12 protein-coding genes are annotated in these 13,160 nt (G+C 43.5%); 5 read left to right on the top strand and 7 right to left on the bottom strand.

The features are described 5' to 3' along the window. Positions 1–78: 78 nt before the first annotated feature. From R7035_RS12400 to R7035_RS12370, 7 genes are all read right to left on the bottom strand, one after another. A complete protein-coding gene (locus tag R7035_RS12400; RefSeq protein ID WP_005383906.1) occupies positions 79–1,419 on the bottom strand; it encodes an HlyD family type I secretion periplasmic adaptor subunit in 1,341 nt (446 codons plus the stop codon). Next, positions 1,394–3,112 carry a type I secretion system permease/ATPase gene (locus R7035_RS12395; protein ID WP_132936300.1) on the bottom strand — a complete coding sequence of 573 codons (1,719 nt, stop codon included), beginning with the start codon at positions 3,110–3,112 and terminating at the stop codon, positions 1,394–1,396. The genes R7035_RS12400 and R7035_RS12395 overlap by 26 nt, the downstream gene beginning before the upstream one ends. A gap of 152 nt (positions 3,113–3,264) precedes the next feature. After that, on the bottom strand, positions 3,265–3,855 hold the full coding sequence (locus R7035_RS12390) for a calcium-binding protein (protein WP_005375168.1): 591 nt from the start codon (positions 3,853–3,855) through the stop codon (positions 3,265–3,267). A 184-nt stretch (positions 3,856–4,039) separates the two neighbouring features. Continuing rightward, positions 4,040–4,717, bottom strand: coding sequence for a LuxR C-terminal-related transcriptional regulator (locus R7035_RS12385; RefSeq protein WP_318146152.1), 678 nt, complete (start codon positions 4,715–4,717; stop codon positions 4,040–4,042). Positions 4,718–4,945: 228 nt separating this feature from the next. Beyond that, the gene (locus R7035_RS12380) at positions 4,946–5,614 is read right to left on the bottom strand and encodes a LuxR C-terminal-related transcriptional regulator (RefSeq protein WP_005375166.1); all 669 of its coding nucleotides are present in this window, start codon (positions 5,612–5,614) and stop codon (positions 4,946–4,948) included. A 246-nt stretch (positions 5,615–5,860) separates the two neighbouring features. Then, positions 5,861–6,061, bottom strand: a complete 201-nt coding sequence (locus tag R7035_RS12375) for a restriction endonuclease subunit S (RefSeq protein ID WP_005375165.1) — start codon at positions 6,059–6,061, stop codon at positions 5,861–5,863. A gap of 56 nt (positions 6,062–6,117) precedes the next feature. After that, positions 6,118–8,034: a methyl-accepting chemotaxis protein gene (locus R7035_RS12370; RefSeq protein WP_318146151.1), complete on the bottom strand. Its 1,917-nt coding sequence runs from the start codon at positions 8,032–8,034 to the stop codon at positions 6,118–6,120. Positions 8,035–8,344: 310 nt separating this feature from the next. Here R7035_RS12370 and R7035_RS12365 point away from each other — a divergent pair, with 310 nt between their 5' ends. From R7035_RS12365 to R7035_RS12345, 5 genes are all read left to right on the top strand, one after another. Then, positions 8,345–9,301: an AAA family ATPase gene (locus tag R7035_RS12365; protein ID WP_017635415.1), complete on the top strand. Its 957-nt coding sequence runs from the start codon at positions 8,345–8,347 to the stop codon at positions 9,299–9,301. Between the two features lie 13 nt (positions 9,302–9,314). Beyond that, positions 9,315–10,241: a DUF58 domain-containing protein gene (locus R7035_RS12360; protein ID WP_017821861.1), complete on the top strand. Its 927-nt coding sequence runs from the start codon at positions 9,315–9,317 to the stop codon at positions 10,239–10,241. Positions 10,242–10,278: 37 nt separating this feature from the next. Then, the gene (locus R7035_RS12355) at positions 10,279–10,755 is read left to right on the top strand and encodes a DUF4381 domain-containing protein (RefSeq protein ID WP_005375161.1); all 477 of its coding nucleotides are present in this window, start codon (positions 10,279–10,281) and stop codon (positions 10,753–10,755) included. Continuing rightward, positions 10,748–11,752 carry a vWA domain-containing protein gene (locus R7035_RS12350; RefSeq protein ID WP_053307905.1) on the top strand — a complete coding sequence of 335 codons (1,005 nt, stop codon included), beginning with the start codon at positions 10,748–10,750 and terminating at the stop codon, positions 11,750–11,752. Before R7035_RS12355 ends, R7035_RS12350 begins: the two co-directional genes overlap by 8 nt. Further along, the coding region (locus R7035_RS12345; RefSeq protein WP_318113791.1) for a VWA domain-containing protein at positions 11,745–13,160 on the top strand (1,416 nt) is incomplete at its 3' end. The genes R7035_RS12350 and R7035_RS12345, both read left to right, overlap by 8 nt.

Below are 13,160 nucleotides of genomic sequence, written 5' to 3'. Positions count from 1 at the left end.
TAAAAATACGGCCCAGTAACAGCTAACGATAACAAATTATTTTGTCTGTTGTCCGTGCTCACTCAAGTCTTTTTGAAATTACTCCTCTCTGAAGGCGCGATTCATGCTTTCTGTAATTGGCTTTATTAGGTAGCTCAATGGCGTTCGTGGCTCAGATAAAATAAGCACTTCGGCATTCATGCCTGAGGTTAAACGATGTTTTGTCACATCTTCCGGTGAAATTGCAATTCTAGCGAGATAAAAATCTTCTTGGTTTTCTTGCGAGAGCTTATCGGCAGAAATCGTCAGCACAGTACCGTCTAAAGGTGCCAACGTCCGTGCATTCAGAGCGGTCAGACGAACATGCGCTTGCTGGCCTGGATTCACTAAATCAATATCCTGAGGATTAACACGAGCCTCGACTAACAACTTATCGTCTTGCGGGACCAGTTCTAGTAACGTTTCACCCGAGCCAATCACACCTTTTTCGGTAAACACTTGCATGTTGACTACGCGACCAGAAATAGGTGCGTTGATCGTTGTTCTTGCGACAATATCTTGAGCGGAGCGATATTCTTCCCGAATTGCGACAATTTCCGTTTTGGTATTTCGTAGTTCCTCGACAATCTCATTCAGCCTTTCAAGCTTCAACTCTTCAATTTGCGCTAGGTTCTCATCTAACCTTTTTCTAACGGTGAGCGACTGCCTATCTAACTGGCTTAAGGTACTTCTCACCTCCGCTGCTAAGCGCTTGAGTTGAAGTAAAGTAGATTTTCCCGAGAAACCTTTTTGCACCAAGGCTTGGTTGCTGTCTATTTCTTCAGCAATAAAGTTGAGCCGTTCCGTCTCAATCACTTTGGTTTGCTGAAGGTTTTCAAGCTCTAAGTTTGCTCCAGAAATACTCTGCTCAATGATACTCAGTTTACTATCAAAGAATCGCTTTCTCGCTTCAAAGATCTTGTTTTGAACCAGTTGTGCTTCTTGTACGATATCGACACGGGGAATGCTTTCAAGATCATCAGACCATACAATCGTTGGAAGCTCATCAAGCTCCGCACTTAAACGGTTTTCCTTTGCTAGAGTATGGATAAAACGACCACTTAACGAATCCAACTTAGCCATAGCTTGACGCTTAGAAAGTTGAATTAATAACTGACCTTTTTCGACTAAATCCCCTTCCTGTACATATAGCTTTTCAATAATACCGCCTTCTAAATGCTGAATTTCTTGTCGCTTAGTGAGAACAGACAAATCACCATAAGCAATCGCTGCACTTTCTAATTTGGCTGTTGCAGCCCAGTAGCCAAGGCCTCCAAGAAAAACACTTAAGGTCACCACACCAAGTAAAATTGGTTTTCGAAAGCTTAGTCTCGCTTTGGGGCTAAAACGGTATACGATCTCGGTAGAACTCTGATTAACGGTTGGCAGTTGATTGCTCATTTCTTACCCTTGGGATATCTGTTCTTTCTTCGCCCATCAAACGTTTTAATACTTCATCTTTAGCGCCGTATAACTTGACTCGGCCGTCAGCCAAATACAACAGCCTATCCATTTGTCGTAACGTACTCGGATTGTGGGCAATGACGATAATCGTTGTACTCTGTGCTTTTAAATGGGCAATCAAACGTTGATACGCAGCCTCTCCCTCACCATCGAGGTTGGCATTCGCTTCATCGAAAATCACAATAGGTGGGTCGCCATAAACGGCTCTTGCAAGAGCGATTCTCTGCCTTTCCCCCCCAGATAAACCACGGCCATTTTCACCAATAATGCAATCATAGCCTTTGTTTTTCTTGAGTATTAATTCATGACATCCTGCTAGTTGCGCCGCCTTGATGACTTTAGCGGGGTCTTCTTCTTTAAAGCGCGCGATGTTCTCTCGAATTGTGCCAGGAAATAACTCCACCTCTTGAGCGAGATACCCAAAATGCACGCCGCGATCTTCAGATGCCCATACGGAGACTTCCATTCCATCAAGAGTCACTTTACCCGCTAATGGCTTAACCGTACCTAATAACAGCCGAGCAAACGTCGATTTACCCGTACCAGAAGGGCCAATCACCCCAACAGCAACACCCGGAGGAATCGATAAGCTGATCGATGAGAGCACTGGTTCGGTTGCTCCAGGATGGCGATAGGCCAGTCCGGTAAGCTCATAGTGTCCTTTTGGTTTAGGCAGTGGCATATCTGATTCATCTTGGCGCACGATCGCATCGATTTCTTTCAACCTTTTATAGGCGCCTTTAGCAGACATCGCGCTTCGCCACGTGCCTATCGCCTGCTCCATCGGCGATAATGCCCGACTCATTAATATGGAGCTCGCGATCATCGCCCCTGCCGTTATCTCATGTTGGATAACTAACCATGCACCACCTCCCAGTAAAAATATCTGTAATGAGCCACGCACAAACTTAGAAAAGTTAGCCATGTAGATAGACTTACCTGCAACTCGCTCTTCAAGCACATTCACTTCGCTCACGCGCGACTGCCACTTCTCTAAAAATGCATTCATCATCCCCATTGCGAGAATTGAATTGGAGTTTTGCGTGGCTAATTCTGCGTTGTTGATATGAGAAATCGCTCTGACTTCGCTCTCTTGCATTGTTTTACGCGTCATTAGCTCATTAAGTAGACCTAGGCTAAACAATACGATAGATCCAAGTAACGCGATGTGACCTAGTATCGGGTGCAATAAATACACAAATAAAATAAATAGCGGTGTCCAGGGCGCATCCAACAGTGGATAAGGTGCTTGACTGCTCAAAAAGCTTTTGATGTTCTGAATGTCTCTCAGAGTTTGCGAGGTATAACTCTTCCCAGTATGTGATTGATATTGAATCGTGCGCTTGAGCATGAAAGCGGAGAGTTTTGTGTCCATCCAATAACCAAAAGATTTACTCATTTGTGCTCGTGCAATGTCGATAATGGACATGGTTAACAGCGCAACAATTACGATGACAGTGAGCAAGAATAAAGTATCGGTTGAGTAGGAAGATATCACTCGGTTGTACACTTGAAGCATGTACAACGGAATCGAGAGAACCAATAAGTTGATAAAAAGGCTAAAAACGATCAGCAAGCCCGCAAGCGTGCATAGTTTTTGTTTCACTTCTTTGAAAACCGTTTTTTGCACGACTACTTCCGTTTAACGTGAAAATTGTAGGCGCCAGAAATACTAGCGCCTAGCTTAAGGTAACCTCAAATCGCTCTAGAGTGTCCGATTAGTGCACCTCAGCATGGCAGAGCCACGCAAACTAATTCCCATCCAGAGTTATTTTCAGTCGTTTAGATTACGAACAGATCTGCACCATAGGTGTTGATGTCAGTTTCAGTCACGCCAATAAGTTTCACTGTTAGATCAGCCCCATCGGTAAACACTGCATTCCCAACTGCATCGTAGCTAAAGCTTAAATCACCAAAGTCAGTGACAGAGTCGCTAATGATGTGCAAAGAGTCTTCACCAATGGTGAAATCAACAACTTTGGCTTCGCCATGGCCACCAAACTTATCCGTGAACACAAACTTATCGCCATTGCTGCCGCCAACTAAAACGTTGTCACCAGAACCAGCAACAAGAATATCTTCACCGACACCACCATTTAATTTATTGTCACCCAACAAACCCAACAGCAAGTCATTACCGGTACCACCGCCGAGGTAGTCGTTTCCTGTACCAGCCCTAAGGATGTCATCTCCAGCACCACCAGTTAGGCGATCGTCGCCGTCGCCGCCGATCACATAATCATTACCGCCACCGCCAACAAACGAGTCATTACCACCAAAACCGATAAACAAATCATCGCCGCCATCGAAATCAGCAAATTGGTTATTTACACCTGCATCGCCTAAATACGTGTCATTGTCACTTGCGCTCATTTTTATTCCCTCTTAGCTTATTAATTGAATAGACCTTCTGTTCCACGTCTGACTAGATTCGTCACGACATGAGAAGTCTAATAGTCAACTGAATAGGAATAAGTTTGAATATGGGATGATATTTCAGACTGACATTTTAATAATAAATATAAAATTTAGTACTTTATAGAGTATTTTCTTTTTATTACAGCAAGTTAATACTAGTACTACAGGTTTCTCTAGCCCAACTTGTAGCTTGCGTACGGTTCTTTACTTCTAACTTTCTAAAAATATTGTATAGATGTGATTTAATAGTATGCTCGCTGATAAATAAAGAATCAGCGATTTCCATATTTGAACCACCTTCTTTCAACATTTTTAAAACCTGAACTTCACGCCGAGTAAGCTCAACCTCAATAGCAGGTTCGATAATGCTATTTACTTCTCTGCCTCGATAATAATTTACTAGCTGATCAAGTAATCTTCGAGACAGCCAATTATCCCCTTTTATTATTGCTTTTAATCCCTGACAAACCTTGTCCATTGAATCTCCTGGACCAAATATACCTTTTACATGAGGCCAAGAAGCGAGTTCTTCTGTGTCTAAGTCATAACCTAGATTAAGCATTATGGTTCCTAGCACTTTATTACTATCTTTTAAATAAACTAAAGTTTCGGAAGGAATCTCAACTGAAAAATCAACAAGCAAAAAGTAGCGTTCCGGAATGAGTTCATGATAACTAGGGTTTTTAGTATCAATGATCGTTATTTTAGTTTCTGTATTTTTAGAAAGCATTTCCTTAAAGTTTTCACTCTGTAAACTTTGTTGAGTGAGCATTAGGATTTCAGGCTTTTCCATATACTGTTCCATAATGTTTCTCATACTTTCAGTGACTTAACATTCTTAAATTAGTAGTTAATCGTCAGCACTTAGTTTGATATGTAAGTGCTAGTTCACAGAGTAAAGTTATTTGCTACTTTTTTAAATTCTAAAGTTATTAAAAAGAGAACCAAAAAAAGTGTTTCTCATAAAAGAAACACTTTTAACACATTCAGGTCACAGAAATTATTAAGAGTTTACTAAATTAGGCAACCTAATATTGCAATAGCATTACACCATTAACGAGTTGTCTGAAATATTTTCCTTTGCCCAAATAAGTGCTTGAACTCTATTTTTCACATCAATTTTCTTGAAAATATTATGTAAATGCGTTTTTACCGTATTCTCGCTGACGAATAATTGTTCGGCGATTTGTTGATTGGACGCCCCCATGGAAAGAAAGGTAATTATTTGTTGCTCTCGTTTGGTCAGAATAGCGGAAACATTCTTATTTATAGGTTTGCAATGTCGACGAAGGTAAGTAATGTACTGCTGAGAAAACTTACGGCTGAACCACATATCTCCTTGAAGCACCTTACCAATACCAACTTGCAACGTTTTTATATCATCAGAGGTATAGAAAATACCGGCCAAAGTACGCCAAGCAAAGAGATCTTCTGTCGATATGGATTGCTCACAATTAATTAAGATTTCAAGCGTGTCTTTCTGCTTGGCCGCTTTAAACTCCGCATAACGGCGAAAAATTTCATCCGTGATCACGCTGCAATCAACAATAATGGCTGATGCAAGAGATTCATGTAACACTCCGTGAATCAGATTATCTGGCGTGATTAGAGCAACACTAATACCGAGTTTGGTCTCCAATACATCTTTCAACAGAGATGACTGTAGACTTCCCTCCGTGATTAAAATAACGTTTCTTTTTTTTTGCTGCTCCATCCTGATCGCATTCCCTTGGTCGTTTTTATTGAAATACGCAATAGATTTAGATAGAGCGGTAGTATTGTCAAGTATGAAAATCACTAGTACTAATTAATAACTCATTGAAGTGTCAATAATTTTTAAGTGGCAAGTATATGAGAGGTATTAGCATTTTTCAGACATTAAAAAAGGGAGTATAAACTCCCTTTTTGTGTTTGAGCAGGTGATTTAATCACGCACGTTAGAGGCAAAACACCACCTAACTTAGTGGATTGGAACTGCGTTTTTTTGGTTAAACTTACCAAAGTGTTGTTCTAACACTTCTGGCGTCAGCTTACCTTCCGCTTCCAGCTTTTTCAGCTCAGCGACGATCGCTTTTTGCTCTTCTAGCGACGGCAGTTTTACTTCTGGCTCCTGAGCGGTTTCTTGAGAAATTTGCTCTAGTTCTTTTTCGAAGTCATTCATAGTACTTACCTAAAATTAATGATTGAACTTTTAAACTTCGCCTATTCTATCCAACTCTATAACTTGAAGCTACCAACCATCTTGTCTAAACGAGAAGAGAGCGCTTGAAGATCGCGACTTGCATCCGCCAACTCTTCTGCTGTCGCGGTTGTCATTTCATTTATCGCGTTGATTTCTTCGATATTTTGATTAATGGTATGCACCACCGTGGATTGCTCTTCCGTCGCCGTTGCAACTTGTGTATTACGATCAGAGATGTCGGTGATTCGTTCAGAAATACTGATTAATACCTCGACTGCTTCATCGGTAGAAGTAACCCCTTCTATGGTGACCGCTTTGCCCGCTTCCATAGCATTTACCGCGTCTTGTGCGTCACTTTGAAGCTGATTGATCATGCGCTGAATCTCTTCTGTAGAATCAGCCGTGCGTGAAGCTAGGTTTCTTACCTCATCAGCAACAACCGCAAAACCACGTCCCTGCTCACCAGCACGAGCAGCTTCAATTGCAGCGTTTAGCGCAAGTAAATTCGTTTGCTCAGAGATGTCACGAATTACACCCAGAATCGAGCCAATATCTTTGGTTGTCGATGCCAACTGCGTAACAACAATATTGGTTGTTTCAACATCATCGGCTAGGCGGCTGATCACCTCTTTTGCTTTCATCACAACTTCTCGACCAGTTTGAGTGTTATCTGAAGCCTGATTTGCCGTATCAGCAGCGGTAGCAGCGTTCGATGCAATTTCACTGATGGTCGCACCCATTTGGTTGATAGCTGCAACTACTTGAATGGTTTGATCACGCTGCTCTTGGTTGTTGTCGTGTGTGGATGTTGCTTTCGTTGACACACTTTCTGCCGCTTGACTTAATGAGCCACTGGTTAAAGCAACTTCTTTCATCGTGGCATGAATCTTCTCAATAAATCCATTAAAGCCTTTTGAAAGCTGAGCAATTTCATCATTACCCTTAATTTCAATACGCTGCGCCAAATCGCCTTCACCTTGCCCAAGGTCGGTAAAACGATCGGCAATCAGTCGGATTGGTTTCGTAATGCTGTTTGCCAACCATACGCCCATGAGGATGAATACAATGGCAACAATGATGGTCGTAAACAGCATTTTTTTAGCTGTCGCATTCAAGTCTGCGAATACTTCATCAACGGGAACCACGCCAATAACAAACCAGTTCATTGAAGGAACATACAAACTAGAAACAAAAGTATCCTGCCCTTCAAACTCCACATTAATTAGGTTGAAGCTATTTTTGTTCAACAGCGCATTTGCGTCACTACCAAATAGTTTAGTGATAGAAGTTTGGTTCTTACCTTGTTGGCGGTGTATTTGAATCTGGCCTTGTTCATTAGTGAGGAACACGTAACCCGTATCTTCAATTTTAAACCCATTGAGCAAAGCAACCATGTCTCCCATAGATTTAGAGAGACCTGACATTGATGTACCATTAAGATCTTGGAAATTGGCAAACATTTTCACTTCGCCATTTGCCTCTTGGAACACACTCACGGACGTTTCTTGACCAGACGACGTAAATCCAAAGAACCAAGCATCTTGCGTTCGGTTAAGTTGACGTAAGAATCCGTTTTGATTCCAGTAATATGCCGTTTGACGATTCGCTACCGACGCATCATTAAGACCATACTGTGATTTAACGTTATTGAGCTGCTGAACCAACTGAACTTCTACTGACGGATCACGGTCTGTATTAGATAGGGCTTCAACAATAAATTCGTTTGTAGCCAGCTGTTTTGCCGCTTGTTGCATTTCGACAACTTCGCGGTCAATTTCGGTATTGATTTGCTGCAACATCGCAGGTAGCTCGATGTCAATAAGACGATGGCTCAATACATCTCTCGCATGACGCTGAGCCATAACACCAACAATGATTGTTGATGCTAGAACAGCAAACGTAATGCCAAGTACAACCTTCTGTTTGATGCTCAAGGAATGAAGTTTCAACATATTCGGACCTTTTAAAAGAATCACTTGTTATTGGCCCCACAAGGGGAATCAGGTGCATATCTCATGACACGCACACCACGGAATCTTTATCGGCTCATATGTACAAAACTAGAGGCATTTCTCATTATATTATGAAAAATAAATGTAACACACTGTCAAATAAGCACTTTCAGAGATAGCACGTACTTGCAATTCTCTGTAGCGTCCCAATATTGAAAAGATAAATTGCAATAGAGCGTTGGAACTTTTTTCACATGGAAAATGACCAATACTCAACACGAAAATCACATGGATACCGAGAGTCCAAAGCATGCATAAATCTAACTTCGAAACTCTTCAGCAATACTTAGAGTCGCAGATCATCGGACAGCAAGATCTGGTAAAGCAACTGCTTGTTGCGCTTCTTGCGGATGGGCATATTTTAGTTGAAGGCCCTCCTGGGTTAGCAAAAACCCGTGCAGTAAAATCACTCTCAGACTGTGTTGAAGGCGACTTCCACCGCATTCAGTTCACCCCTGATTTGCTGCCAGCCGATTTAACCGGCACCGATATCTTCCGTCCCGAAACCGGAGAATTCACTTTCCAATCAGGTCCTATCTTCAACTCGCTTATTCTTGCGGATGAGATAAACCGTGCGCCAGCCAAAGTACAAGCGGCAATGCTTGAAGCAATGGCAGAGAAACAAGTCACAGCAGGTCGTCATACCTACCCGCTGCCAGAGTTGTTTTTGGTTATGGCAACTCAAAACCCGATAGAGCAAGAAGGGACCTACCCCCTTCCTGAAGCGCAGCTAGACCGCTTTTTATTGCATTTAGAAGTGGAATACCCAGATGCGGAGCATGAGCTATCTATCTTGCGTATTAACCGCGGAGAAGCAAAAGGCGAAGCAAAGGTTGAACGCCCAATGTTAAGCCAACAAGATATATTCACCGCACGTAAAGAAGTGTTGGATATTCATATGGCAGAAACGATAGAGCAGTACATCGTCCGTTTAGTTATGGCGACACGTCAAGCCAACAAATATGACACTGAGTTGGACAAATGGTTGTCAATGGGTGTGAGTCCGCGTGCTACCATCGCTCTTGATCGCTGTGCACGTGCGCACGCTTGGCTTGCTGGTCGTGATTTTGTCTCTCCGGAAGATGTTCAAACCATGGCTTATCCGGTACTGCGCCACCGTTTATTATTGAGTTACCACGCTCAAGCTGAAGGCATTACGGCAAACCAGGTCATCGATAAACTGCTAAACCTTGTTGGCAGTGCATAAACGAGTGAGTGATATGTCCGCTACACATTCATTACCACCTCATGCGAATGGGGTGACATTAACCCTTGAAGAGCTGCTCCAATATCGCACTCAATCTGTACGTTGGTTACCACCAGCACAGAGTCTCTGGTCGCAGATGAGTGGTAACCATACCAGTCGCCAAAAAGGGCGAGGTATGGATTTTATGGAGGTGCGCCAATATCAACCTGGCGACGATATTCGCAGCATTGATTGGCGAGTCACCGCTAGGACCGGTAAAGCACATACGAAGTTGTTTGCAGAAGATAAAGAGCAAGCGGTCATTCTTTATCTTGATCTAAGTTCTAGTCTACATTTTGGATCTAAGTATGTACTCAAATCCGTTCAATTGGCCCACTTTGCCAGTGTTCTAATTTGGCTAACTCTAGCTAAAAAAGATCGCATCGGCGCAGTGATTGATGACGGACATCAATGTCTTGAATTTCGCCCCTCTTCTTTACAAAGACAAGGGCTGCGGATTCTTAACGCCATAGTCGACATACATAATGCGCAAGTAACTCGTACTGCAAGCAACGACACTCGTACACTGCCGTATGCACAAGTATTGGAGACACTTCATACGCTCACCCCAAAAGGCAGCGAATTGATTATGCTCAGTGATTTTGCCCACGTAATACCAACGGAACTGGCACAACTACGTCGACTCAAACAACACAATAGCGTAAGGGCCGTTCAGTTTTATGATCCGTTAGAAAGAGGCGAAACAGACTTTAGAGGTCAAGTGAAAGCTTCGGATGGGCTGCATAGTCAATGGTTTAACTTTGGCTCTAAAGGACAACGAAGAGAACTCGAAAGCCACTTTACCCAACATCAAGAAACCATTAAGCAGCAGTGCCATTCGATAGCAATTCCATTTAACACGCTATCAAGTGGCTGGCCCTTAATTTCACAATTAAGCTAACAAACTGACAAGCAGTATTTATTAAGCAGTAATAATAATGACAACAAACAACCAAAGCCTAGACCTTGAACCTTTGATTTTGCCAAACGCACCGGATTGGTTTCCGCTCGCTTGGGGATGGTGGGTGGTGCTTGCAGCCACCTTGCTCTTCGTTTTCGGCATTTGTCTTTATGTGAGATGGCGTAAAAAACACTTACGCGCAAAAAAGACAGCATTAACACTTTTAACTCAACCTACCGCGCCTCATACCCCCTCTTCTGCTCTGGAAATATTGCGCCAGGCAGCATTGAGTTACTTTCCGCGTGAAGAGATCGCACCATTAACCGGAATCGCTTGGTATGAATTTCTCGATAGCCATACCAAAGAGAGTCGATTCGTAGACAAACAACATCAGTGGCAAGAAGCGTTGTATCAGAATTCCTCCCAAGGGCATCATCAAAGCTTGGTAGACGATTGTGTCTTTTGGATAACCTACGCTTTGCCACCAAAGAAAAAGGCAAATAACCGTGACTGAGCAAACACTCATAACCGATCTTGCCCAATGGCTAAACATTGAATTTGTCTGGTGGTGGGCACTGTTTTTGTTGCCCATCCCCTGGCTGGTATACAAGTTCCTGCCACAAGAATCTCAACAAGCCGAGATCAAATTGGCGTACTTACCAACCAATGAGAATCGCAGCAAGCCTAAGCAAGCGCTGCAAAAAGCGCTTTCAATCACGATCTGGGGCTTTCTTGTCGTCGCTTGTGCACGTCCAGTTTGGTTTGGTGATCCCGTTGAATTCCAACCCAAATATCGGGACTTGATGTTAGTCGTCGATCTGTCCGGTTCGATGCAGCAGGAAGACATGGAACTCAACGGCGAATATATCGATCGCCTCACAGCAGTCAAACAAGTTCTGTCTGATTTCGTAGCAAAGAGAAAAGGTGACCGTCTCGGAGTTGTTTTGTTTGGCGACCATGCTTATTTGCAAACACCACTCACTGCAGACCGCAAAAGCGTCATGCAACAGATTAATCAAACCGTCATCGGCTTGGTTGGTCAACGAACCGCCATTGGTGATGGTATTGGGTTAGGCACAAAAACCTTTGTAGACAGTGATGCTCCCCAACGAGTCATGATTTTGCTCAGTGACGGCAGCAATACTGCAGGGGTGCTCGAGCCGCTAGAAGCAGCGGAAATTGCGAAAAAATACAACGCCACTATTTACACCGTGGGCGTGGGCGCTGGTGAAATGATGGTGAAAGAGTTTTTCATGACTCGCAAAGTCAACACCGCAGCCGACTTAGATGAACAAACACTGACTAAAGTGGCAGAGGTGACAGGTGGACAATATTTTCGAGCGCGAGATACGGAAGAGCTCGAAAAGATTTATGACACCATCAACCAGCTAGAACCCGTATCTAGCGACACACAAACTTGGCGCCCACAGTCTGAATGGTTTCCATATCCATTAAGCGCTGCATTTGTATTATCGGTATTGTTATTCCTATTAAGGAGAAAACATGGCTGAGTTTATTTTCCTCAATCCTTATTGGCTTTTGGGGCTCATCGTGATCCCTATTGCACTCTTGCTTAATTACAAATTTAGAGCCCAAAAGTCCACACTGATTGCCCCTCACCTATCGCGGATGCTCGGACAAAACACGCAGTCTAAGCATTACTTCACTCTATGGGGTTTAGCTTGGGCAATAACTTGCATTTCATTAGCGGGGCCAAGCTGGCGGTCCAATGCTCGACCAAGCTTTGAGTTAAACCAAAACCGTATCTTAGTGCTTGATATGTCTCGCTCTATGTTTGCTACAGACATCAAACCCAATCGGCTAGCACAAACACGTTATAAGGCGCTCGATTTGCTGCCTAAATGGGAAGAGGGAGCCACTGGACTTATTGCTTACGCTGGCGATGCCTATAACTTAAGTCCACTGACAACTGATTCCAGCACGCTTGCGGGGATTATCGAAAATTTGTCACCAGAGCTGATGCCTTTTCAAGGAGCAAACCTGCCTGCCGCGATTGAACTGGCGATCAACCAGTTTTCTCAAGCCGGCACGCAACAAGGCGATATCATCGTGTTAGCGGATGATCTTGATACGTCAGAGCTGTCTCGCGCGTTAGATTTAGTCCAAGGTACAAAGTTTCGCATTTCTGTTCTTGCCGTCGGGACTCCTAACGGTGCGCCTATCGCGCTGCCCGATGGCTCTCTGCTAAAAACGGCACAAGGCACAACCGTCGTAGCGAAAACAAACCTGAAAAACCTACAGACGCTAGCGAATAAAACTGGCGGTCTATTTGTTCCTATTCAGCACACCAACCGTGATGTTGAAAATATCGCGGCCTTTACTAATAACATTGGTAGCCAGCTTTCTGCGACCCAAAGCGAAGAAGTTAAAACTGATTCTCGTCTCAACAGTGGCTTTTGGTTACTGCCGTTGTTACTTCTTCCTGCGGCTTTACTGTTTCGACGCGGCCTGATTTGGGTGGTAGTTGCGACTGCAGTCCCAGTAACGTGGACACCGCATGCAGAAGCTAATCCGTTCTTAAATGCCGACCAACAAGGAGCGGAACTATACAAGCAAGGTGAGTATGAACAGGCGCAAAACCTATTTACAAACCCAAGCTGGAAAGGAGCCGCCAGTTATCAAAAAGGTGACTACGAAGCCGCTATCGAAGCATTTTCTCATGATGCCTCCCTTAACGGCCGCTATAACCTCGCCAACTCGCTCGCTCAAAATGGTCAATTAGAAGATGCGGCTGATTTGTATAAAAAACTGCTAGAGGAAAAGCCTAACTTTGAAGCCGCGAAGAAAAACCTATCGGTTGTAGAAGAAAAGCTAAAACAGCAACAGCAACAGCAACAGCAACAGCAACAGCAACAGCAACAGCAACAGCAACAGCAACAGCAACAGCAACAGCAACAG

It is taken from the genome of Vibrio sp. 1731 (genome assembly GCF_033339955.1).
In the GTDB taxonomy this organism is placed as follows: domain Bacteria; phylum Pseudomonadota; class Gammaproteobacteria; order Enterobacterales; family Vibrionaceae; genus Vibrio; species Vibrio alginolyticus.
This window is presented reverse-complemented; position numbering and strand designations above follow the sequence as displayed.